The organism is Streptomyces sp. NPDC048612, assembly GCF_043199295.1.
Taxonomy (GTDB): Bacteria; Actinomycetota; Actinomycetes; order Streptomycetales; family Streptomycetaceae; genus Streptomyces.
Map to the genome: position 1 here is coordinate 33,999 of NZ_JBICVV010000034.1, position 21,946 is coordinate 55,944.

Consider the following 21,946-nt stretch of genomic DNA (forward strand, 5'->3'; position numbering starts at 1 on the left):
GCCGGCTCCTCCTTGTCCGCGGCTCCTACGATCGGCGCATGACGACGGTTCAGGAAGACTTTCTGCGGACCTTTCATGCCGCCCACCCATCAGTGACCGCACGGGCGATGGCTCACGGGCGGGCCGCCGACGGCCGTTCCAGTTACGAGCTGCTGCGGGACCGGGTGTCGGCGTGCGACCGGGTGCTGGACCTCGGCTGCGGCGACGGGCTGTTGCTGGAACTTCTCGCCGGGCGGGCATTGGGCGCGCCCCCGGCGCTCGCCGGACTCGACCTTTCCGCCGAGGAGTTGGCGCTGGCCCGTCGCCGTCCGGGCGTGGGCCGAGCGGTGCTCCTCGTCGGCCGGGCACAGCAACTTCCCTTCCCCAACGGCCGGTTCGACGGCTGCGTGTCCCATATGGCGCTGATGCTGATGAGCGAGGCGGAACGGGTCGCGGCGGAGTTGGCGCGGGTGCTGGAGCCGGGCGGCACGCTGGCCGCCGTGCTGGGGGCCGGTGCGGCGGGTGGCGGGGCGGTCGAGCGGTTTCTGCAACTGGCCCGCCCGCTGTTCGAGGCGGCCCCCGCAGCGCAACGGATTCCGCCGCTCGGGGACCGCCGACTGCGGACCCGCGAGGGCTTCGACGCGGTCTTCGGCCCGGCCGGATTCGGCCCGGCGGAGTGGGAGACCGTACGGATCGACCTGACCTGTCCGCCGGAACGGGTCTGGCAGACGGTGGGCTCGTACTACGACGTCGGGCCGCTCGACGTCGCGGTCAGGGCGGATCTGCGGGCCCGCTTCGAAGCGGAGCTGGCGGGGATGGCGCTGCCGGACGGGAGCATTCCGTGCGGGATGAACGTGCATGTCGTGACGGCGGCGCGGCAGGGCTCCTGAGGGGCGAATTCGGGTTGCCCGGGCCCGTTCCGATGCGCTTGCATTGGAACGGACCCGCGACGCGCGAACGGGGCCTGGGCCGGGCCTGGTTCAACGGGCGGGGCCGGCAACCGGTGATGAGCTGACGAGCGGTGAGGTGGACGGTATGGCGTCGATGGCGAGCGACGAGGCGCGGGTGGCGCGGGCGGAGGAGGTGCTGCGGGTGTACGGGCTGTCCGAAGCGGGCTGGCGGCGGAGCCCGGGCGGGAATCTGCAGGAGGTGCTGAGGGACCTCATGCAGTGGTGCGACGCCACGCAGCACGGCTTCGAGCGGGCACTGACCGCCGCCCGCGCGGAGCGTGCGGCGGAGGCCGCCGGGGTGGCCGGGGATGCTCGGGCCTCCGGGGATGCTGGAGCGGCCGGGATCGCCGAAGGCGCCGCGGATGGGGTGGGCGCGGGAACGGCCTGAGCCCTTGTGTCGCGCGGCGCCGCCGTTGGTGTTGGGGTGCCGGGTCCGAGGCGTTGCCGGATGGCGCCGGGGGTGAGTGGCACGTGCCCTTGCCCGGTCGGCCACGTGGCCGCGGCCCCCGGTCGCCAAGGGGGCGTCCCGGCCGCCAAGCCTCGCTCGTCGAACCACCGAAGCCGGCAACTGAGTGCGGCCACGGAAGCCGACAACTGGGGGCAGCGGCCGAGTCCGACAATGCGTGTGGCGCGCTGGTGTTCATAGGCCCTGGGCGGCCATCCACTCCGGGTCGGGGGCGATGTTCTGGAGCACCTCGATCAGGGTGCCCTCGGGGGCCCAGACGTTGAAGCGGCGTTGGCCCCACGGCTCGTCCCGCAAGGGTTCCGCGAGGGGGACGCCCTTGGCGCGCAGGGCGGCCTCCTCGGCTGCGGCGTCCGTCACGAGGAAGCCGAGCAGGGCGCCGCCGGTCTCCTGGGTGCGGAAGCCCGCGGGCATGGCCTCGTGGCCCCGCTGTACGAAGTCCAGGGTGTAGTCCGGGTGTTGGGGGTGGTGGAGGGAGGCGTACCAGTCCAGTTCCGCCAGGGGGCGGAAGCCGAAGTGGTCGGTGTAGAAGCGGGTGCTGGCGGCGACGTCGTCGGTGAGCAGGGCGGTGCCGAGTTTGGCGATGCGCATGGTGATCCTCTCCGTTGGCGGCGGACGGCCCGCGCGCAACAACTCCAACTGTAGTACTCCACGTGTAGTGGTTGCTGGGAATTTCGGGAGGAGTTTTTCGAGGGCGCCGGAGCAAGTCCGGGAATCCGGAGCAGGAGAGAGGGGATCTGCGAGATGGAGCGAGGTGGGCGACATGGTGCGTGACCCCGAGCGGCGGGCCGTGCTGGTGGATGCTGCGATCGAGGTGCTGGCGCGGGACGGTGCGCGCGGGCTGACGTTCCGGGCCGTCGAGGCGGCCGCGGGTGTGCCGGAGGGCACCGCCTCCCGTTGCTTCGCCGACCGGGACGATCTGCTGGGCCAGGCCACCGCGCGGATACACGAGCGCATCGCGCCGGACCCGGGCGAGGTCACCGCGGTGATGGCCGCGCCGCCGAGCCGGGAACTGGTCGCCGAGCTGATGCGGTGGATCAACCGCCGGGTGGCCGAGAACCGCACCGGCTATCTGGCGATGCTGGAGCTGCGCCTGGAGGCGACCCGGCGGCCCGAACTGCGGGCGGAGCTGGCCCGGGTCATCCGGGCGACGCTCCATGACGACATCCGCTGCCACCTGGAGGGCGGGCTGCCGGGTGACCGTACTGGCGTGATGCTGATCTACCTCGCCATGACGGGGCTGACGCTGGAGCAGCTGACGCTGCCCGGGGTGGTGGTGCCGGACGAGGAGGCCGAGGGGTTGATCTCGGCACTCGTCGACCGTGCGATCGGGCCGGAGGGCGAGAAGGAACGGGCGTCCTAGAGTCCGGGCCGGAGGATGAGAAGGGGCGGGCGTCCTGCGGTCCTAGACGCCGTACGGGCGGGTCGTGCGGGCCTCGCGGAGGGTTACCGCCCACCAGGTGAGCTGGTGGAGCAGGGCGTCGGCGGCCTGTGCGGCGGGGGCCGGGTCGTGCAGGTGGCCCGTGTCGTCGAAGAGGTTGCCGGCGAGCGGGAAGCTCACCGTTTCGCGCACCGTGGTGGCGTGCAACTCGGCGAAGACCAGCCGCAGTTGCTCGACGGCGCGGAGGCCGCCGGAGATCCCGCCGTACGACACGAAGCCGACCGGCTTGGCCTGCCACTGGCGGTGCAGCAGGTCGATGGCGTGCTTGAGCGGGGCCGGGAAGGAGTGGTTGTACTCCGGGGTGATCACGACGAACGCGTCCGCCTCGTCGACGCGCTTGGCGTAGGTCTCGAACTCCTCGCTGCCGTAACGGAGTTCGTAGGGGCGGACGGCGTCCAGGTCGATGACGTCGACGTCGATGTGCGGGTGGCCCTCGGTCTGCCGGGTGAACCAGTTCGCGATGACGGGCGCGAACCGGCCCTCCCGGGTGCTGCTGACGATCACGGCGAGGCGGTACGGGTGCTCGGACATGCGGGCCCTTCATGGAGCGAGGCGGTGAACGGCGGGGTGCCGTTCGGGGGCCGACGCTAGGGCCTCAAGGTTGCTTGAGGTCAAGCGTGGTGGGCCGTGTGCCGGTGCCTCGCCCCATGGGCCGTGGGTCTGGGCCTCGTCTACCGGGCCGCCTGCCGGGTCACTCCGCCCCGAACAGCTTCAGCAGCTCCGCCTTCTCGAACATCCGGGCCGTGTCGATCGCCGACGGGGTACCGGCCGCCGGGTCCGCTCCGTGGGCCACCAGGACCTTCACGACCTCGTCCTCGGCCTTGAACACCGCGCCGGCGAGCGGCGTCTGGCCGCGGTCGTTGGGGCGGTCGGCGTCGGCGCCGCGCTGCAACAGGGCCTCCACGGTGGCGGGGTGGCCGTGGTACGCCGCCAGCATCACGAGCGAGTCGCCCTTGTCGTTCGTCAGGTTGGCCGGGACGCCCGCGTCCACATAGGCGGCGACGGTGTCGGTGTCGCCGTGCCGCGCGAGGTCGAACACCTTGGCCGCGAGCTGCAACACCTCGGGGTCGTGTGCGTGCTCGATCGCCTCGGGCCCCTGCGGCTCGGAATTCGCGTCGCTCATGGTCGCCGGCCTCCTGCTGTCGTGGGTGATGCGTGCGTGCCCTGTCATCGCCACTTTATGCAGGCCATGGCGGTTGCGGCAGCGGGCGCGACCGTTGCCGTGGGCGGGGCGTCGGGGTGGATGGGGGTTTGCCCGGTGTGCGGTGCGGGTTGCTGGGCGCCGTTTGCCTACGGCCTGTGGGTGGTGGGTCGGAGGGGACGCCCGGTAAGCCGTCCTCGGCGCGGGCGATGCTGGTCCCTGAGGTTCTTCACCCCGTTGTTCGCTCCGGGTCCTGCGGGCGGCTCACCGGACATCCCCTCCGACCGCCGTTCGTACGCGGCTGACCCGCCGTACCGATTCCGGTCTACGGCAGACCCGTACGGCATTCCCTTGGCAGGCAGCTGGTTCGCCCACCTGCAGCTTGGGCGCGGCTGAGTCGTGGCCGTGAGGCGCGGTGTCACCGTCCGGCGGTCGGCAACGGGGGACGGTCGGAGGGGATGTACCGGGGACCGCCCGCAGGACCGGAGCGAACACCGGGGCACTCAATCCCATGGACCCGCGTCGCCCGCGCCGAGGACGGGCCCCGGTGCGTCCCCTCCGACCCCCGCGGCAACCACAAGCCCCGCAACACCCCAGCCCCCGCCGGGCCCGCACACACGCCCCACGCGGCAACCAGCTCACGCCCCAAAGGGGCGCGGGGAACTGCGCGCCCAGCCCCCACCGCACCCCGCAGCCGAACGAAACGCCCACAACCCCAACCGCTCAGAACGCCGCCCGAATCTCCCCCACCCGCACCGCGCCGCCGAGGAGCGGTGCGTCCGCGAGGCGGGTGAGGATGGGGTCGTCGAGGCCCATGAGGCGGAGGGTGCGGGCGAGGACGGGACCGAGGGTGCGGGTGGCGCCGTCGTCGATCTTGAACGCGAGGGCACGGCCGTCGGGGAGGGCCACGGCCTGGACGGCCTCGGCGCCCATCTTGGAGAGGGTGCCGGGGAGGGCCCGCATCAGCCAGGTGTCGGGGCGGCGGGTACCGGCGACGTACTCCGGGTGGGTCCGCATCGCATCGGCGACCCGTCGCTCGGGGCTGCCGGACTCGGCCAGGACGAAGTGCCGGAAGGCGCGGGCCAGACCGGTCAGCGACAGCGACAGCAGGGGCGCCCCGCAGCCGTCCGTGCCGACATGGGCGACGTCCTCGCCGCTCGCGGAGCGGACGCCGTCGGCCACCAGCTGCTGGAGCGGATGGGCCTCGTCGAGGTACGTGTCGAGCGGCCAGCCGTTCCGCGCCGAGGCGGCCAGCATCGCGGTGTGCTTGCCCGAGCAGTTCATGGTGAGGCGGTCGCGGACGTGGCCCGAGGCGAGGTAGGTCTCCGCCTCCTCGGGGTCCAGCGGCAGGTCGGCGGGCGTCTGCAGCTGGTCGGCGGTCAGGCCGTGCTCGGCCAGCATGGTCCGTACGAGGTCGAGGTGGAACGGCTCGCCGGAGTGGCTCGCGGCGGCCAGCGCCAGCCGCTCGCCGGAGAGGTCCAGGCCCGCCCGCAGCACCGCCGCGGCCTGCATCGGCTTGTTCGTGGAGCGGGGGAAGACGGGGGCGGTGACCTCGCCGAGCGTCCAGTCCACGCTGCCGTCGGCGGCGAGCACCACGAGGGAGCCGCGGTGCCGGCCCTCGACGAAGCCGGAGCGGACGACCTCGGCGAGGACGGGGGAGACCGCGGAAGCGGGAGACGCGGGAGACGCGGGAGACGCGGGGGAAAGCGCAGCCGCCGGGGAATCCGGGGACGGCGCGGATTCCGGGGTCGGCTCGGATATCGGGGTGGGCGAGGTCATCGTCGGCCTTCCGGGGAGTGGCCCGTGCCCCGGAGGCTTGTGGCCCGGTCAGGACAGCAGGTCGTCTACTTGCGCTTCGCCTTCACGGTACCTGCGGGTGATTTCGGCGCTGCACTCGTCGGTGGTGCGCTGCAGCGACTGACGGCGCCGGGAGACCTGCTGCTCGTAGCGGACCAGCCGGCCCATCCCGTCGTGCAGCTCCTGGTCCGTGCGCGCGGTGAGGTCGGACAGCTCCACCTCGCCGAGCATCTCGTCGGCGAGCCGGCGGTACTCCTCGCTGTGCGGCGTACCGAGCGTCACGTGCCGGGCGGAGGAGCGGTGGCGGGACGGCAGGTCCGTGAGGATCTCCGGGAGCCGGTCCAGCAGCGGTGACTGCTCGGCGGACCGGCGGCCGATCTCGGCCCGCAGGATGTCGATCCGGCCCTGCAACAGCCGCCGCAGATAGCTGAGATCGGCCTCTTCCTGCTGGGAGTCACGCCGGAGCACCCGCAGCTCGGGCAGCCCCAGCCCGGACAGGTCGGGGATGGTGGCCGGCAGGCAGCGGTCGCGCTGCTGCGGGGGGCGGGGGTGCTGCGCCTGGCCTGCCTGGAGCATGGGGCCGTCCTCGGTGCCGGGGGGCTCGACGCGAGCCGTCACTGTGGTGGTCGTCAGGGCGCTGGGCGGTGGTGGGCCGGCGGGCGCCGGAGCTGCGGAGCCGGGCGCGGGGGTGGTCGATGTCGTCCGACCGGTCGGTGTCGTACGGGCGGTTGGTACGGGACCGGGTGTCTGTCCGGCGCCGAGAGTGTTCATGAAGCGTTCCGTCCCCTCGTCCGGTGCCGCGTCCTGGGCATGTTGTCCATGAAACGCACCACGTGCACGCATCGTGCCACTCTGGGCGGTCCTTCTGCAGGGCCATGGCACCCGAACGGCCCCCGTGGGGGTACGGCTGTCCGAAGGCGGCGGGCCGCCCGGCATGATGGCGGGTATGCGAGCTGTGGTGCAAAGGGTGGACGGTGCCCGCGTCGAGGTGGCGGGCGAGACGGTCGGGGAGATCGTCGGTGAGGGACTGTGCGTGCTGGTGGGGGTCACGCACGAGGACACCCCGGAGAAGGCCGCGCAGCTCGCCCGCAAGCTGTGGTCGGTGCGGATTCTGGAGGGGGAGAAGTCCTGCTCGGACACCGCGGCGCCACTGCTCGTGATCAGCCAGTTCACTCTCTACGGTGACGCCCGCAAGGGCCGCCGCCCCACCTGGAACGCCGCCGCACCGGGGCCGGTCGCCGAGCCGCTGGTCGACGAGGTCGTCGCGCAGCTGCGGGCGCTGGGCGCCCAGGTGGAGACCGGCCGCTTCGGTGCGTCCATGAGGGTGTCGCTGACGAACGACGGGCCGTTCACGGTGCTGGTCGAGGTCTGAGACCGGCCCGGCGGCCGGGGCCGGAGAAGGCCCTGCCCCGCGCGCCAGGGGGTCGCGCCGGAGCCGCGGGCCCCTACGGCTCGACCACGACCTCCTGCGCGGCGGCCGTGCCGCCCGCCAGCAGCGGCGCGTCCACCGGCACGTTCCGCTTGACCAGGGCGAGCGCGATCGGGCCGAGCTCGTGGTGGCGGGCCGAGGTGGTGAGGAAGCCGAGCTGCCGGCCCTCCTCGCCGTCCGCGGCGAGCCGGATCGGGGTGCCGTGGGGCGGCAGCTGGACCTCGCTGCCGTCCAGGTGCAGGAAGACCAGCCGGCGCGGCGGCTTGCCCAGGTTGTGGACCCGGGCGACGGTCTCCTGGCCGCGGTAGCAGCCCTTCTGGAGGTGGACGGCGGTGCCGATCCAGCCCAGCTCGTGCGGGATGGTGCGGTGGTCGGTCTCCAGGCCCAGCCGGGGACGGTGGGCCTCGACGCGCAGCGCCTCCAGGGCCAGCACACCGATCGCCGGCCCGTGGGAGGCGGCGAAGGACTCCAGACCGGCGCGCGGCAGGAACAGTTCGCGGCCGTGCGCGGTCTCGCGCACCACGGCCTTGTCGGGCACCTCGGCGATGGACCCGGCCGGCAGATGGACCACGGCGAACTCGTCGGTGCGGTCGGCGACCTCGACCCGGTAGAAGAACTTCATGCTCTCCAGGTAGGCGATCAGCGCCTCCTGGTTACCGGGCTCGGTGTGCATCCAGGTCGTCTCGCCGTCGTCGACGAGGGAGACCGCGTGCTCGATGTGGCCGTGCGCGGACAGGATCAGCGCCTCGGTGGCCTGACCGGGCGGCAGGTCGCTGACGTGCTGGGTGAGCAGCAGATGCAGCCAGCTCAGCCGCTCGGCGCCGGTGACGGTGACCACGCCACGGTGCGAGAGGTCGACGAAGCCGGTGCCGTCGGCGAGGGCACGTTGCTCGCGGAAGAGGTCGCCGTAGTGCGCGGCGACGCCTTCGTCGGGGGCCTCGGCGGGGACGGCGCCGGGCAGCGACAGCAGGGGGCTGGCGGATGAAGGTCGCGGCATGGACCCAGCCTACGACCCGGGGGCGACCGCCTCAGCCCTCACCCTCGGCTGCCTTGGTACGGCAGGCCGCACAGCGCCCGAAGATCGCGAAGTGCTTCATGTCGGTCTCGAAGCCGAACTGTTCGCGCAGCATCGCCGTGAACGGCTCGGCCACCGACAGATCCGCCTCGATGACGTCCGTGCAGTCCCGGCAGACCAGGTGCATGTGGTGGTGGCGGTCGGCGAGGTGGTAGGTCGGGGCGCCGTGCCCGAGGTGGGCATGGCTGACCAGGCCCAGTTCCTCCAGGAGCTCCAGGGTCCGGTAGACCGTGGAGATGTTCACCCCGCCCGCCGTCTTGCGCACCTCGGTGAGGATGTCGTCCGGGGTGGCGTGCTCAAGGCTGTCCACAGCCTCCAGCACGAGCTGACGCTGCGGGGTCAGGCGGTATCCGCGCCTGCGGAGGTCGCTCTGCCAGTCGGTGGTCACCACACCGCCAGTGTAGAAGGGCGGCCGCCCGGGTGGTGCCCGTACGGTGCCGTATCAGCCGCCCGCCCGTACCCCGCGCAGATAGCGGGCCAGGTCACTGACGGCGCCGGGGTTGCGGGGGCTCTCGACGAGTTCGGCGTAGTCCATGACGTAGATCCGGTGGTGCCTGACTGCCGAGACGTGGGCGAGCGGGGCGTACGACATCAGGAACTTCTTCTTCTGCGCGGCGGAGGTGTCGCCGTAGTCGTTGATGACGATGACGTCGGGGTCGCGGGCGACGACGGTCTCCCAGCCGACGGTCGTCCAGGAGTCCTTGAGGTCCTTCATCACGTGGTCGCCGCCGGCCTTGGTGATGATGTCGTGCGGTCCGGCGTACCTGCCGGAGGTGAACGGCTTGTCGCGGCCGTCGTCGTAGAGGAAGACGGAGGGGCGGTCGGCCGGTGCGGGGGCCTTGGCGGCGGCGTCGGCCACCTGCTTCCGGTACTTCTTCACCAGGGCGGCGGCGCGGTCCTCGACGCCGAAGATCTTCCCGAGCGTCGTCAGGTCGGTGTAGAGCGCGTCCAGGGGCGGCATCACCCCGCGGGCGCCGTCCCGGCCGTTGTGGCAGGACTCGGTCAGCACATAGCTGCCGATGCCGAGCTTCTTGAGGGAGGCGGGGGTGAGACCGGTGTCCTCGCCGAAGCCGTAGTTCCATCCGGCGAAGACCAGGTCGGCGCGGGCGTCGAGGGCGATCTCCCTGGTCAGCGTCTTCTTGGCGAGCCAGGGGACCTTGCCGTAGGCGGCCTTCCAGGGGACGCCGTCGAGGTCGCCCTTGTCGTCGGGCATGACATAGCCGGCCATCCGGTCCTCCAGGCCGAGCGCGAACATGATCTCGGTGATGCCGACGTCGTTGGTGACCACGCGGGCGGGCGGCTTGTCGTAGGTGGTGCGGACCCCGCAGTTCTCGACGGTGACGGGGTGGCGGCCGGAGCCCTTGGCGGGCTTTTGGCCGTCGTCGGACACGGTCGCGCCGCAGCCGGTCAGGGCGAGCGCGAGGGCGAGGGCGGTGAGCGGGGCGGCGGTGCGGCGCACGGGCGGGTCCTCAGGAGTCGGCGGGGAGGCGGTCGAACAGCAGCTGGACGGCGCCCGTTTCGGGATGCCGTACGCGGTGGGCGCGGACGCCGAAGACCTCGGCGAGCAGCTCCGGGGTGAGCACGTCGTGCGGCGGGCCCGCGGCGACGATCCGGCCGTGGGCGAGGACGTACAGCTCGTCGCAGTGCAGGGCGGCCAGATTGAGGTCGTGCAGCGCGGTCAGCACCGTCAGCCCGCACTCCCGCACCAGCGTCAGCACCGCCAACTGCTGGGCGATGTCCAGGTGGTTGGTCGGTTCGTCGAGCACCAGCACCCGCGGGTCCTGGGCCAGCGCGCGGGCGATCAGCACCCGCTGCTTCTCGCCGCCGGACAGGCTGAGGAAGCCGCGCCCGGCCAGGTGGTCCGCGCCGACCCGGGCCAGCGCCCGTGCGCAGTGCCCGTCGTCCGCCGCGCTCGCCCGGCCCGAGCCGCGCTGGTGCGGCAGCCGCCCCATCGCGACGACCTCGGCGACGGTGAAGTCGAACTCGGTGCTCGCCTCCTGGGGCAGCGCGGCCAGCAGCCGGGCGCCGGTGCGCGCGTCCATGGCGTGCAGCTCCGCGCCGTCCAGCCGTACGGTCCCGGCGGCCGGGCGCAGCGCGCGGTAGACGCAGCGCAGCAGGGTCGACTTGCCGCTGCCGTTGGGGCCGACCAGGCCGGCCACCCGGCCGCTGCCGGCCCGCAGCGTGATGTCGTGGACCAGCCGCTGCCCGGCCACCTCCACGGACAGGTCCGTGACGTCCAGCCGCATCAGGCGCCGCCTCCGAAGGTGTAGCCGCGCCGCCGCATCAGCAGGACGAAGCAGGGCACGCCGAGGACGGCGGTGAGCACGCCGACCGGCAGTTCGACGGGCGCCAGCAGCACCCGGGAGAGCAGGTCCACCCACACCAGCAGCACCGCGCCGAGCAGCGGGGCGACGGCCAGCACCCGGCGGTGGTCGGCGCCGACCAGCATCCGGGTCACATGCGGCACCATCAGCCCGACGAAGCCGATCGCCCCGCTGACCGCGACCACCGCGCCGGTGCCGGCGGCCGCGACGACGAACAGCTCGTGGCGCAGCCGGCGGACGTCCACCCCGAGGGCGGCGGCGGTCTCGTCGCCCATGGCCAGCGCGTTGAGCCGGCCCGCGGAGAGCAGCAGATGGGCCAGCCCGGCGGCCACCGCGGCCGCGGCGATCGGCACCGAGCCCCAGCCCGCCCCGCTCAGGCTCCCGAGCAGCCACATCATCGCCGAGCGGGCCGCCTCGCCGCGGTCGGCGGTGAACACCATCAGGGTGGTGAGGGCGGAGAAGCCGTAGTACATCGCGCTGCCGGTCAGCACCAGACGCAGCGGGGTGAGCCCGTGGGCGGTGCGCGCGGCGGCGTACACCAGGGCCATGGCGAGCAGCGCGGAGACGAACGCCGCCGCCGACAGGGCCCAGACGCCGAGCGCGCCGAGCGCCCCGAAGAGGAGGACGGCGTTGGCGCCGACGGCGGCCCCGGAGGAGATGCCGAGCACGAACGGGTCGGCGAGGGCGTTGCGGACCAGGGCCTGGACGGCCACGCCGAGGCCGGCGAGCCCGGCGCCGACCACCGCCGCCAGCAGGGCCCGCGGGAAACGCAGCTCCCACACGATGGTGTAGGCGGCGACCTCGTCGGGCGAGAGGGTGCCGCCGGTCAGTCCGGCAGCCAGAGAGCGCAGCACCTCGGCCCAGCTCAGTCCGGCGGCGCCGAGCCCGGTCCCGCACAGCAGCGAGCCGAGCAGGACGGCCGTGAGCACGGCGAGCAGGGGTGGTACGGGCAGCCGCCCGCGGCCCGGCGGCGCGCCGGCCCGGTCGGTCGTCGGATGCGCGCGGGTGGTCGCCACGGTCGGCCGCCTCGGGGTCGGGCCGCGTCCGTACGTACCAAGGGGCGGCCCGGGTCCGCGAGGGCCGGGCCGCGTCCCCTCGCAGTCCACGGCGAGTTGAGCGGGAAGCTGCGCGCGCCGCGGGCGATCGGGCTCGCGGAAGGGATCTTCCGCCTACCGTTGCGGGTCAGCGCCGGACTTCGACCGGCTTCCCCCGCGGGGCGCTGGCGGGGAGAGCGGGACTCTCCCCGGGGTGGTCACGGGTTGTAGGGCGTGCCGTCCGGACGGAAGAAGGAGACGCCGTCGGGCATGTCCTCGGGCAGGCTCTCCGCCCACTCCTTGAGGTCGGCGACCTTCTTCAGGTGCGCGGACATGTACGGCCGCAGCGGGACGTCCGGGGTGGACTTCTCGCCGACCCACATCAGGTCGCTGTTGACGTAGCCGTAGAGCCGCTTGCCGCCGCTGTACGGGCCGGAGGCGCCGGTGCGCGCGATGGCGTCGGTGGCCAGGTCGATCTGCGGCTTCTGGTCGGCCAGCTCGCCGTACCAGACCTCCACCACGCCCTGGTCGCGGCACATCACGATCTCGACCTTGCGGTCCGCGTCGATGCGCCAGAAGCCGGTCTCGGTCTCCAGCGGGCGGACCTTCTTGCCTTCGGCGTCGAGCACCCAGCTGTGCGAGGTGTACTCCAGGAAGTCACGGCCGTCGTGGGTGAAGCTGACCTCCTGCCCGAAGTTGCACTTCTCGGTGCCGGGGAAGTCGGCGACGCCGGCGCCCTCCCAGTTGCCGAGGAGGAAGGCGAGCGGCACCAGGGCCGGGTTCAGGTCGGACGGGATCTCGATCATGAGAGCTCAGACGATCTATAGAGAGGGGACCGACAGGGCGCGGGCGGCGCTCCTGCCACGGGTGGTGGGCGAGGGGCTCAGCGCTGGCCCTGGTACAGCTTCTTCCAGGTCAGACCGGCGAACGCGATGACGCCGATGCCGACCAGAACGAGCAGGGTGGTGAAGAATGCCTCAAGCACGAGCGCGCCCCTTGTACGGATGAGGGTGTAACGGACCGCCTGCGAGTCTAGTCGGCGGCGGTGACTGCGGCGCTGTGAGGTCCGCCGCGCCTACTCTGGCCTCATGGCGAAGAAGCTCGTGATCAAGGTGACGGCGGGCGCGGACGCGCCCGAGCGGTGCTCGCAGGCGTTCACGGTGGCGGCGGTGGCGGTGGCCAGCGGCGTCGAGGTGTCCCTGTGGCTGACCGGGGAGTCCGTGTGGTTCGCGCTGCCGGGACGGGCAGCGGAGTTCGAGCTGCCGCACGCTGCGCCGCTGCCGGAACTCATCGACGGAATCCGCGCGGGCGGTGGGGCGATCACGGTCTGCACCCAGTGCGCGGCGCGGCGGGACATCGAGCAGAAGGACCTGATCGAGGGGGCCGGGATCGCCGGTGCCCAGGTGTTCGTCAGCGAGATCATGCCGGACGACGTCCAGGCGCTGGTGTACTGAGCGCTCCCGGCGGGGGCCCGCCCGGGCCTACTGCGGGTGTCTGTCGTCGCCCCGGTCGTCCAGCTCCCGCCACCAGCGGTCGGACTCCGGGTCGCCGGACTCGTCCCACCAGCGCTCACCGGGCTCGCGGCGGTTGCCGATGACGGCCGCGACCGGCGGGATGACCATGGCGACGACGCACATGCCCACCGCGACCGGGACCGACCACAGCCGCACCACACCCCAGGCCAGGACGAACAGCAGCAGGCACACGCCCATCAGCACGAAGTACCGGCGATGACGGCGCTGTGCGGGCGAACGGCGGTGCGCGTCCATGTCTCCACGGTAAGTCCGCGCGGGGCGGGACAGAAGCGGGGGAGCGGCCCCGGCCGCGCACGGCACGGAGGGCCGCACCCCAGCCAAGGCGTCCAAACCCCTGGGGTGCGGCCCTCCGGCCGTAGGAGGGGCGGCGGCGGTCCGGGTGTCCCCGGGAGCGCCGCCGCTCCTGCCGCCGTCAGACGGCGATGGCGACCTCCGCCAGGCCGCCCTGCTGGGCGACGACGGTGCGGTCCGCGGTGCCGCCCGGGACGAGGGCGCGCAGCGTCCAGGTGCCCTCGGCCGCGTAGAAGCGGAACTGTCCGGTCGCGGAGGTGGGAACCTCGGCGGTGAACTCACCGGTGCTGTCCAGGAGTCGGACGTAACCGGTGACGGGCTCGCCGTCGCGGGTCACGCTGCCCTGGATCGTGGTCTCACCGGGCTTGATGGTCGAGGCGTCCGGGCCGCCTGCCTGTGCTCCACACATGGGGGTACTTCCTTGAGGGGGTCGGGGGAGAGAAGCGTGCTTGCTTACTTGGCGGCGCCGAGCTCGATCGGGACACCGACGAGCGAGCCGTACTCGGTCCAGGAGCCGTCGTAGTTCTTGACGTTGGTCTGGCCGAGCAGCTCGTGCAGCACGAACCAGGTGAGCGCGGAGCGCTCGCCGATGCGGCAGTAGGCGATGGTGTCCTTGGCCAGGTCGACGGACTCACCCTCGTAGAGGGCCTTGAGCTCGTCGTCCGACTTGAAGGTGCCGTCGTCGTTGGCGTTCTTCGACCACGGGATGTTGCGGGCGCTGGGCACGTGGCCGGGGCGCTGCGACTGCTCCTGCGGGAGGTGCGCCGGGGCGAGCAGCTTGCCGCTGAACTCGTCGGGGGAGCGCACGTCGACCAGGTTGAGGTTGTCGATCGCGGCGACGACGTCGTCCCGGAAGGCGCGGATCGCGGTGTTCTGGGCCTTGGCCTGGTACTGGGTGGCCGGGCGCTGGGGAACCTCGGAGCCGTCGACCAGGTCGCGGGAGTCCAGCTCCCACTTCTTGCGGCCGCCGTCGAGGAGCTTGACGCTGCCGTGGCCGTAGAGCTTGAAGTACCAGTAGGCGTAGGAAGCGAACCAGTTGTTGTTGCCGCCGTAGAGGACCACGGTGTCGTCGTTGGCGATGCCCTTGGCCGAGAGCAGCTTCTCGAAGCCGGCCTGGTCGACGAAGTCACGGCGGACCGGGTCCTGGAGGTCCTGCTTCCAGTCGATCCGGACGGCGTTCTTGATGTGGTTCTTGTCGTAGGCCGAGGTGTCCTCGTCGACCTCGACGAGAACCACCTTCGGGTCCTCCAGGTGGGCCTCGACCCAGTCGGCGTCTACGAGGACGTCGCTACGGCTCATGATTCTTCTCCTCCGGGGCAGTTACGGGGGGCAGTGGCAGAGTTGCACGCGGGTATGCCGGGTGCGCGCCGTGGAGTTCCGGGCGGCCCGTGTCGTGGGTACGGGGCCGGCATGGCGCTGTGGGGACATACGGAACGGCCAGGGGGCCGGCCGGGCACGACACCCTCAGGGGCTGGGGTGCGGGAGGCCCGTCAGACAGGGCGACAGAGCATGGCGGCGACGCGGCACAGGTCTACTGCCCGCCGCTTCGTCAGGACCGCCCGTCCCCGCGGACGGAGACCGCTCAATGAGCTCTGCATGGCTCCGATCGTAGGGACGCGGAGCGGGGCGTGTCACCGGCGTGTCGAATGGTGAGACGCGTTTGTCCGTAAAGTGGGATGGGAGGGCGCGCGGCGCGCTGCCGCACGGGCTCCGGGCGCCCGTACGCCCGTGGGGGGTCTGGCGTACGGACCGGGCCGTCTCAGGAAATGGACGGCGGGTGGATGCGGCGGCGGACCGGTGGGGCGGTCCGCCGTGCGTGTCCCGGTCAGCCGGGGAGCTTGACGTCCTTGCCGGAGGCGGAGATCGAGAGGCCCTCGTTCATCAGCACGACCTTGTCCAGCTTCAGGTTGCCGGGCAGCTGGTCCAGCTTCCAGTCGTGGTCGGTCTGGGCCCGCACCTTGCTCTCACAGCCCGGCAGGACCTTGCACATCGTGGGCAGCCCGTCGGCCCGCAGCCGGACGGTGGTGCCGCCCACGATGCTGATGGAGCCGGTCACCTCCAGCGAGCTGAGGAGCGGGACCTTCGGCGAGATCTTGACCTGGCTGCGGCCGTTCTTCTCCCCGCCGTAGCTGATCTTGACGCCGCCGCCCGCCGCCTTCGTCAGGTCGGCATAGGTGATCCGGGCGTTGCCGGTGGCCGAGGCGGCGCTCTCGATGGAGGTGTAGTCGCTGGTCAGCCCGACGTCGTAGAAGTGCGCCGACAGCTGGTCGATGCGCAGCGCACGCCCCTGGGCCCGGGCCTCGATGCCCCCGAGGTCGGCGTCCACCTCCTGGAGGCTGCGGCCCGCGACCTGGGTCAGGAACGGAAAGCCCTTGATGGCGACGGTCGGGGTCTTGTCCAGCCCCTGGCCGGCCCGGATCTTCTCCGCGGCCTTGTCCTCGGCCAGCCCCACGGCCACCCGGTCGGCCGCCACGAACAGTCCCCCGAGTATGACCACGAGGACCACCAGCACACGTAGTGCACGCATCGAACCACTTCCCCCACACTGGGCCGGATTACGGCCGACTCGTCGCTGCAGGCCCCCTGCCTGCGTTCCGGGGGAGCCTAGACGACGGCCTCGCACACACGGGAGCGGGGGGGGGGGGGGGGGGGCCCCCCCGCGCCCGCCCCCCCCCCCCGGGGGGGGGGGGCCCCCCCCCCCCCCGGCGCCCCCCCCCCCCCCCCGCCGCTCCGTCCGGCCGTCGTACGGCCCCCGGCGGGCGCTACCCCAGAGTCCGCCCCAGGACGTACACCGCGGGCGCGGCTAGGGCCAGCGGCAGGGCCACCCCGGCCGTCATGTGCACGAAGCGGGACGGGTAGTCGTAGCTGGCCACCCGCAGGCCGATCAGCGCGCAGCCGCCGGCCGCCAGCCCCAGCAGGGCTCCGGCGGCGCCCAGGCCGGTCAGCTGTCCGGCCGCGATGCCCGCGCCCGCCGCGGCCACCAGCGCGATGCCGACCGAGGCGACGGACGGCAGCGGCAGCGCACGGGCCAGGGTGGCCACCGCGACCGCTGCGGCGCCGACCACCACCGCGTGCGGGCTCGCCGCGAGCTGCCCGGCGGCCAGTACCGCGAGCGCGGACGAGGTCAGGCCCGCGGTCAGCGCGTACATCCGCTCGTCGGCGCTGCTGCGGTTGCGCAGCTGGAGGACGAGGACCAGCAGACACCACACCCCGAGGGTGCCGATGCCGACCAGCGGCGCGCTCGCGCGGTCGGTGGCCAGCAGCGCGACATCGGTGGTCAGGCCGCCCAGGAAGGCCAGCGCGATGCCCTGGCGGGCCGGCCACATGCCGTTGAGCCGGAACCAGCCGGCGGCGGTGACGGCCTGCAGCAGCGCCACCGGCACCGCGAGCACCGGCCGGGCCAGCGGCGCGGTCAGTGCGAGCAGCAGGGCCAGTCCGGCGGTCAGCGCGGCCGGCTGGATGCCGGGCGGGATGATCGGCGAGCGGCCCTCGGCGCGGGCGCGCTGGTTGGCCGCGAGCGGGGCGCTGGAGACCACCGTGGCGGCCGGTGCGGGCGCGGCGGGCGCCGGGCGGGACTGCTGCGGGTGCCGGCGGGCGGGCGGCTCGTCGGCCGGTGCCGCGGTCTGGTGCTGGGTGGGCAGCGGCGCGGGCTCGGCGTGCGGACCGCGGTGGCCGTCCTGGCCGTGCGGCGGCTGCTGCGGCTGCTGGGACGGCCGGGCGTGCTGCGGCTGCCCGTGCCGGGGCTGCCGGCCGTACGCCTCGTACCCGTACGGGTCCTGCGCGGGCCGGCCGTACGGGCCGGGGCCCGGCTGCGGCGCGGGCTGCTGCTGCCGGTAGGGGTCGTGGGGCGGCTGCCCGCCGTACGGCGCCTGCCGGTCGTACGGCGGGTGCGCCGCGGCCGGGGGTGCCTGCTGCGGGTACGGGGCCGGACGGCCGTACTGGTCCTGCTGCCCGTACGGGTCGTGCTGCCCGTACGGGTTGTGCTGCCCGTACGGGTCGTGCCGGGCGTACGGGTCCTGCGGCGCGTTCGGACCGTAGGGCTCCTGCGGCGTGTACGGGTCGTGCGGGTCGTGGGAAGGGCGGTGCTGCGGCTGGTGGTCGCTCATGGTCGTCGGCTCATCCTCCCGCGAACGGCGGCAGGACCTCGACGGTGCCGCCGTTCGCCAACGACACCGCCCCGTGGTCACGGGTGCCGACCGGATCGCCGTCCACCAGGAATGAGCAGCGCAGCAGCACGCGCGCGAACTCGGGGTTCGCGGCATGCGCCGCACGCGCCGCGTCGAGCGCCTCGGCGAGCGTCGCCGCCGTATAGGGCTCCTCTGCCGTGCCGGCGGCGGCCTTGGCCGCGGCCCAGTAGCGCACGGTGCCAGTTGTTGTCACGGCGGCCTCTTCGTCGTGTCGGTCGGGGGGCTTCCGTGGTGGCGGTCGCCCCGTCGTTGCCGCCTCCATGATGGCGTACGCGGCGGCCCGCCCGGTGCCGGGCACGTTCCGGTAAAGGCTCGGGCACCGGACGGCGGCGAACACGGAAATTCGATTGCCGGAAGCAAGTGTTCGCCTAGGCTCTCGATGTGTTGGTCCGAATCGCCCGGGTGCATCTGCGGCCCCACAGACGCTCGATATCCCTGATCGTGCTGCTCCAGCTGATCCAGACCCTGGCCACCCTCTACCTGCCCACCCTCAACGCCGACATCATCGACAACGGCGTCGTGAAGGGGGACACGGGCTACATCCTGCGCATCGGCGGCTTCATGGCCGTCGTCACCCTGCTGCAGATCGTCTGCGCCGTCGGCGCCGTCTACTTCGGCGCCCGGACGGCCATGGCGCTCGGCCGGGACATCCGCGCCGCCGTCTTCGACCGGGTGCAGTCCTTCTCCGCCCGTGAGATGGCCGCCTTCGGCGCGCCGTCGCTGATCACCCGGACCACCAACGACGTCCAGCAGGTCCAGATGCTGGTGCTGATGACGTTCACGATGATGGTCTCGGCGCCGATCATGTGCATCGGCGGTGTGCTCATGGCGCTGAACCAGGACGTGCCGCTGTCGGGCCTGCTGCTGGTCATCGTCCCGGTCCTCGGGACACTCGTCTCACTGATCGTGCGCCGGATGCGCCCGCTGTTCCGCGGGGTGCAGGAGCGCATCGACACCGTCAACCGCGTGCTGCGCGAGCAGATCACCGGTATCCGCGTCATCCGCGCCTTCGTCCGCGACCGGCACGAGCGCGAGCGGTTCGCCGGGGCCAATACCGGTCTGTACGAGATGTCGCTGCGCGTCGGCCGGCTGATGTCGATGATGTTCCCGCTGGTCATGCTGGTCGTGAACCTCTCCGGCGTGGCCGTCGTCTGGTTCGGCGGACTGCGCATCGACAGCGGCTCCATGCAGATCGGCGCACTGACCGCGTTCCTCAGCTACCTCATGTACATCCTGATGTCGATCATGATGGCGACGTTCATGGTGATGATGCTGCCGCGCGCCGAGGTCTGTGCCGAGCGCATCCAGGAGGTGCTGGCGACCGAGCCCGGCGTCACCCCGCCCGAGCACCCCGTCACCGGACTCCGCCGCCACGGCGAACTGGAGCTGCGCGGCGTCGAGTTCCGCTTCCCCGGCGCCGAGCAGCCGGTCCTCAGGGACATCTCGCTGGTCGCCCGCCCCGGCGAGACCACCGCCGTCATCGGTTCGACCGGCAGCGGCAAGTCCACCCTCCTCGGGCTCGTCCCCCGCCTCTTCGACGCGACCGGCGGCACGGTCCTGGTCGGCGGCGAGGACGTCCGCACCCTCGACCAGGAGACGCTCGCCGAGGCCATCGGCCTGGTCCCGCAGCAGCCCTACCTCTTCTCCGGCACCGTCGCGAGCAACCTCCGCTACGGCAACCCGGACGCCACCGACGACGAGCTGTGGCACGCCCTGGAGACCGCCCAGGCGCGGGAGTTCGTCGAGCGGATGGAAGGCGGCCTGGACGCGCCCGTCGCGCAGGGCGGCGGCAACGTCTCCGGCGGCCAGCGCCAGCGGCTGGCCATCGCCCGCGCCCTGGTCCGCCGCCCCGGGATCTACCTCTTCGACGACTCCTTCTCCGCCCTGGACTACGCGACGGACGCCGCGCTGCGCGCCGCCCTCGCCCGCGAGACCGGCCGGGCCGCCGTCGTGATCGTCGCCCAGCGGGTCGCCACGATCCGCGGCGCCGACCGCATCGTCGTCCTGGACGAGGGCCGGGTCGTCGGCACCGGCACCCACACCGAGCTGATGGCCGGCAACGAGACCTACCGGGAGATCGTGCTCTCCCAGCTCACCGAGCAGGAGGCGGCATGACCACCGCGGACAAGGGCGCGGCCCCCGGGGCCGGGACCCCGCCGGCCACCGGCGCGGCGCCGCCGGCCGCCACCCGGCGGGGCCCGGCCCCGGCGGTCGGCCCCGCCCGGATGATGGGCGGCCAGCCCACCGAGAAGTCGATGGACTTCAAGGGCTCCGGCGCCCGGCTGCTGGCCCAGATGCGGCCGGAGCGCGGCATCCTGACCGTCGCGCTGGCCCTGGGCGCGCTGAGCGTGACACTGAGCGTCGTGGGCCCCAAGGTCCTCGGCCACGCCACCGACCTGATCATGTCCGGCGTCATCGGCCGGGAGCTGCCCGACGGCCTCACCAGGGCCCAGGCCGCCGGCCAACTCCGTGCCCACGGCCAGGACGGGCTCGCCGACATGATCGGCACGATGCCGGTCGTCCCCGGCCACGGCATCGACTTCGGCGCCGTCGGCCAGGTCCTGCTCTGGGTCACCCTGATCTACGCGGGCGCCTCGCTGTTCGGCTTCGTCCAGGCCCGGATCGCCACCCGCGTCGTCCAGCGGATGGTCTTCCGCCTGCGCGAACAGGTCGAGGAGAAGCTGGCCCGGCTGCCGCTGAGCTACTTCGACAGGCAGCAGCGCGGCGAGGTGCTCTCCCGGGCCACCAACGACATCGACAACATCCAGCAGACGCTCCAGCAGACCCTCAGCCAGATCGTCACCTCCCTGCTGACCATCCTCGGCGTGCTCGCCATGATGTTCTGGACCTCGTGGCTGCTGGCGCTGGTCGCCCTGGTCACGGTCCCGGTCTCGGTCGTCGTCGCCACCAGGGTCGGCAAGCGCGCCCAGCCGCAGTTCGTCCAGCAGTGGAAGACCACCGGCAAGCTCAACGCGCACATCGAGGAGATGTACACCGGCCACAGCCTGGTGAAGGTCTTCGGCCGCCAGCGGGAGTCCGCCGCGCTCTTCCGCGAACAGAACGAGGCCCTCTACACCGCCGGCTTCAGGGCCCAGTTCATCTCCGGCATCATCCAGCCCGCGATGATGTTCGTCGGCAACCTCAACTACGTCCTGGTCGCGGTGGTCGGCGGCCTCCGCGTCGCCTCCGGCGCCCTCTCCATCGGCGACGTCCAGGCCTTCGTCCAGTACTCCCGCCAGTTCAGCCAGCCGCTGACCCAGGTCGCCTCGATGGCCAACCTCGTCCAGTCCGGTGTCGCCTCCGCCGAGCGGGTCTTCGAACTCCTCGACGCCACCGACCAGGACCCCGACCCCGTACGGCCGGCCCGCCCCGCACGCGTCGAGGGCCGGGTCGCGTTCGAGGACGTCTCCTTCCGCTACGCACCGGACAAGCCGCTCATCGAGGACCTCTCGCTGACCGTCCGCCCCGGCCAGACGGTGGCGATCGTCGGCCCCACCGGCGCCGGCAAGACCACCCTCGTCAACCTCCTGATGCGCTTCTACGAGGTACGCGGCGGCCGGATCACCCTCGACGGCGTCGACATCGCCGCCATGTCACGCGAGGAACTGCGCGCCCACATCGGCATGGTCCTCCAGGACACCTGGCTCTTCGGCGGCACCATCGCCGAGAACATCGCCTATGGAGCCCCCGCGGGCACCCCCCTGGACAAGATCGTGGCGGCCGCCCGGGCCACCCACGTCGACCGCTTCGTACGGACCCTGCCGGACGGCTACGACACCGTGCTCGACGACGAGGGCGGCAATGTCTCCGCCGGCGAGAAGCAGCTGATCACCATCGCCCGCGCGTTCCTCGCCGAACCGGCCATCCTCGTCCTGGACGAGGCCACCAGCTCGGTCGACACCCGCACCGAGGTCCTCATCCAGCACGCGATGGCCCAACTCCGCACCGGCCGCACCAGTTTCGTCATCGCCCACCGCCTCTCCACGATCCGCGACGCGGACACCATCCTCGTCATGGAGAACGGCGCCATCGTCGAACAGGGCCCCCACGAGGCGCTGCTGGCAGCGAACGGGGCGTATGCGCGGCTCTATGCGGCGCAATTCGCGAATGGCTTGTGACCTCCCACGTTGTCGGCGTTTCCGCCGTGGTGGCTCGCGTTGTTTCGGGTCCGCTGCGCGGGGCGTGGGTGCGGGTGATGCTTGTCTGTTCCTCGCCGTTGCGCCTGCGGCGGGCGGGTGGGTGTCGGGTGCGGTGACGGGCCTCCGGGGCAGGGTTTCCGGACTGCTTCGCTTTACGTCCG

At 72.7% G+C, this 21,946-nt stretch carries 25 protein-coding genes and 1 riboswitch; of the genes, 7 read left to right on the forward strand and 18 right to left on the reverse strand.

Translation table 11 applies throughout. The features are described 5' to 3' along the window. Positions 1–38: 38 nt before the first annotated feature. Both ACGFN2_RS33360 and ACGFN2_RS33365 read left to right on the forward strand, forming a co-directional pair. The gene (locus ACGFN2_RS33360) at positions 39–869 is read left to right on the forward strand and encodes a class I SAM-dependent methyltransferase (protein WP_393366514.1); all 831 of its coding nucleotides are present in this window, start codon (positions 39–41) and stop codon (positions 867–869) included. A 145-nt stretch (positions 870–1,014) separates the two neighbouring features. After that, positions 1,015–1,317, forward strand: a complete 303-nt coding sequence (locus ACGFN2_RS33365) for a hypothetical protein (protein WP_393366516.1) — start codon at positions 1,015–1,017, stop codon at positions 1,315–1,317. A gap of 252 nt (positions 1,318–1,569) precedes the next feature. Here the strand turns inward: ACGFN2_RS33365 and ACGFN2_RS33370 are convergent, their stop codons facing one another. Then, on the reverse strand, positions 1,570–1,983 hold the full coding sequence (locus ACGFN2_RS33370) for a VOC family protein (protein ID WP_393366518.1): 414 nt from the start codon (positions 1,981–1,983) through the stop codon (positions 1,570–1,572). 172 nt (positions 1,984–2,155) lie between these two features. Between ACGFN2_RS33370 and ACGFN2_RS33375 the strand changes: the two genes are divergently transcribed. After that, positions 2,156–2,755, forward strand: a complete 600-nt coding sequence (locus ACGFN2_RS33375) for a TetR/AcrR family transcriptional regulator (protein WP_393366520.1) — start codon at positions 2,156–2,158, stop codon at positions 2,753–2,755. 42 nt (positions 2,756–2,797) lie between these two features. Here ACGFN2_RS33375 and ACGFN2_RS33380 read toward each other — a convergent pair whose 3' ends face one another. The 4 genes from ACGFN2_RS33380 to ACGFN2_RS33395 all read right to left on the reverse strand — a co-directional run bounded on the left by ACGFN2_RS33380 (position 2,798) and on the right by ACGFN2_RS33395 (position 6,347). Continuing rightward, positions 2,798–3,364: an NADPH-dependent FMN reductase gene (locus ACGFN2_RS33380; RefSeq protein WP_393366522.1), complete on the reverse strand. Its 567-nt coding sequence runs from the start codon at positions 3,362–3,364 to the stop codon at positions 2,798–2,800. A 160-nt stretch (positions 3,365–3,524) separates the two neighbouring features. Continuing rightward, complete coding sequence (locus ACGFN2_RS33385) at positions 3,525–3,956, reverse strand: ankyrin repeat domain-containing protein (RefSeq protein ID WP_362611241.1); 432 nt, start codon at positions 3,954–3,956, stop codon at positions 3,525–3,527. Between the two features lie 741 nt (positions 3,957–4,697). Further along, positions 4,698–5,753 (reverse strand): asparaginase, encoded by a 1,056-nt coding sequence (locus ACGFN2_RS33390; protein ID WP_393366524.1) that lies wholly within the window; start codon positions 5,751–5,753, stop codon positions 4,698–4,700. A 48-nt stretch (positions 5,754–5,801) separates the two neighbouring features. Next, positions 5,802–6,347 carry an ABC transporter substrate-binding protein gene (locus ACGFN2_RS33395; protein WP_362613620.1) on the reverse strand — a complete coding sequence of 182 codons (546 nt, stop codon included), beginning with the start codon at positions 6,345–6,347 and terminating at the stop codon, positions 5,802–5,804. 370 nt (positions 6,348–6,717) lie between these two features. On the opposite strand from ACGFN2_RS33395, the gene dtd reads away from it, so the two are divergent. Next, positions 6,718–7,143, forward strand: a complete 426-nt coding sequence (gene dtd / locus ACGFN2_RS33400; RefSeq protein ID WP_362613622.1) for a D-aminoacyl-tRNA deacylase — start codon at positions 6,718–6,720, stop codon at positions 7,141–7,143. A gap of 73 nt (positions 7,144–7,216) precedes the next feature. Here the strand turns inward: dtd and ACGFN2_RS33405 are convergent, their stop codons facing one another. From ACGFN2_RS33405 to ACGFN2_RS33430, 6 genes are all read right to left on the reverse strand, one after another. Further along, positions 7,217–8,197, reverse strand: a complete 981-nt coding sequence (locus ACGFN2_RS33405; RefSeq protein WP_362613624.1) for a folate-binding protein — start codon at positions 8,195–8,197, stop codon at positions 7,217–7,219. A gap of 31 nt (positions 8,198–8,228) precedes the next feature. Further along, on the reverse strand, positions 8,229–8,666 hold the full coding sequence (locus ACGFN2_RS33410; RefSeq protein ID WP_393366527.1) for a Fur family transcriptional regulator: 438 nt from the start codon (positions 8,664–8,666) through the stop codon (positions 8,229–8,231). A 51-nt stretch (positions 8,667–8,717) separates the two neighbouring features. Beyond that, positions 8,718–9,734: an ABC transporter substrate-binding protein gene (locus ACGFN2_RS33415; protein ID WP_393366529.1), complete on the reverse strand. Its 1,017-nt coding sequence runs from the start codon at positions 9,732–9,734 to the stop codon at positions 8,718–8,720. A gap of 10 nt (positions 9,735–9,744) precedes the next feature. Further along, the gene (locus tag ACGFN2_RS33420; protein ID WP_393366531.1) at positions 9,745–10,521 is read right to left on the reverse strand and encodes an ABC transporter ATP-binding protein; all 777 of its coding nucleotides are present in this window, start codon (positions 10,519–10,521) and stop codon (positions 9,745–9,747) included. Then, the gene (locus ACGFN2_RS33425; RefSeq protein WP_393366533.1) at positions 10,521–11,615 is read right to left on the reverse strand and encodes a FecCD family ABC transporter permease; all 1,095 of its coding nucleotides are present in this window, start codon (positions 11,613–11,615) and stop codon (positions 10,521–10,523) included. Before ACGFN2_RS33425 ends, ACGFN2_RS33420 begins: the two co-directional genes overlap by 1 nt. Positions 11,616–11,736: 121 nt before the next feature. Further along, positions 11,737–11,809: riboswitch (cobalamin riboswitch) on the reverse strand. A 42-nt stretch (positions 11,810–11,851) separates the two neighbouring features. Next, entirely contained in the window at positions 11,852–12,439 is a 588-nt protein-coding gene (locus ACGFN2_RS33430) for an FABP family protein (protein ID WP_362613635.1), read from the reverse strand. Between the two features lie 282 nt (positions 12,440–12,721). Between ACGFN2_RS33430 and ACGFN2_RS33435 the strand changes: the two genes are divergently transcribed. Continuing rightward, the gene (locus ACGFN2_RS33435; protein WP_033266312.1) at positions 12,722–13,087 is read left to right on the forward strand and encodes a DsrE family protein; all 366 of its coding nucleotides are present in this window, start codon (positions 12,722–12,724) and stop codon (positions 13,085–13,087) included. Positions 13,088–13,114: 27 nt separating this feature from the next. On the opposite strand, the gene ACGFN2_RS33440 is transcribed toward ACGFN2_RS33435, so the two are convergent. The 7 genes from ACGFN2_RS33440 to ACGFN2_RS33470 form a co-directional block, all read right to left on the reverse strand. Next, complete coding sequence (locus ACGFN2_RS33440; protein WP_362613638.1) at positions 13,115–13,402, reverse strand: DUF3099 domain-containing protein; 288 nt, start codon at positions 13,400–13,402, stop codon at positions 13,115–13,117. 178 nt (positions 13,403–13,580) lie between these two features. Continuing rightward, positions 13,581–13,868 (reverse strand): DUF1416 domain-containing protein, encoded by a 288-nt coding sequence (locus ACGFN2_RS33445; protein WP_030085405.1) that lies wholly within the window; start codon positions 13,866–13,868, stop codon positions 13,581–13,583. 44 nt (positions 13,869–13,912) lie between these two features. Beyond that, positions 13,913–14,758 carry a sulfurtransferase gene (locus ACGFN2_RS33450; protein ID WP_393366536.1) on the reverse strand — a complete coding sequence of 282 codons (846 nt, stop codon included), beginning with the start codon at positions 14,756–14,758 and terminating at the stop codon, positions 13,913–13,915. Positions 14,759–14,949: 191 nt separating this feature from the next. Beyond that, the gene (locus ACGFN2_RS33455; protein WP_350252853.1) at positions 14,950–15,057 is read right to left on the reverse strand and encodes a putative leader peptide; all 108 of its coding nucleotides are present in this window, start codon (positions 15,055–15,057) and stop codon (positions 14,950–14,952) included. A 227-nt stretch (positions 15,058–15,284) separates the two neighbouring features. Beyond that, entirely contained in the window at positions 15,285–15,986 is a 702-nt protein-coding gene (locus ACGFN2_RS33460) for a DUF2993 domain-containing protein (RefSeq protein WP_393366538.1), read from the reverse strand. Between the two features lie 235 nt (positions 15,987–16,221). After that, positions 16,222–17,565: a hypothetical protein gene (locus ACGFN2_RS33465; protein ID WP_393366540.1), complete on the reverse strand. Its 1,344-nt coding sequence runs from the start codon at positions 17,563–17,565 to the stop codon at positions 16,222–16,224. Positions 17,566–17,575: 10 nt separating this feature from the next. Then, positions 17,576–17,821, reverse strand: a complete 246-nt coding sequence (locus ACGFN2_RS33470) for a MoaD/ThiS family protein (RefSeq protein WP_362613651.1) — start codon at positions 17,819–17,821, stop codon at positions 17,576–17,578. 206 nt (positions 17,822–18,027) lie between these two features. Between ACGFN2_RS33470 and ACGFN2_RS33475 the strand changes: the two genes are divergently transcribed. Then, a complete protein-coding gene (locus ACGFN2_RS33475; RefSeq protein WP_393366542.1) occupies positions 18,028–19,761 on the forward strand; it encodes an ABC transporter ATP-binding protein in 1,734 nt (577 codons plus the stop codon). Next, positions 19,758–21,764, forward strand: coding sequence for an ABC transporter ATP-binding protein (locus ACGFN2_RS33480; RefSeq protein WP_393366544.1), 2,007 nt, complete (start codon positions 19,758–19,760; stop codon positions 21,762–21,764). Before ACGFN2_RS33475 ends, ACGFN2_RS33480 begins: the two co-directional genes overlap by 4 nt. Positions 21,765–21,946 lie beyond the last annotated feature (182 nt).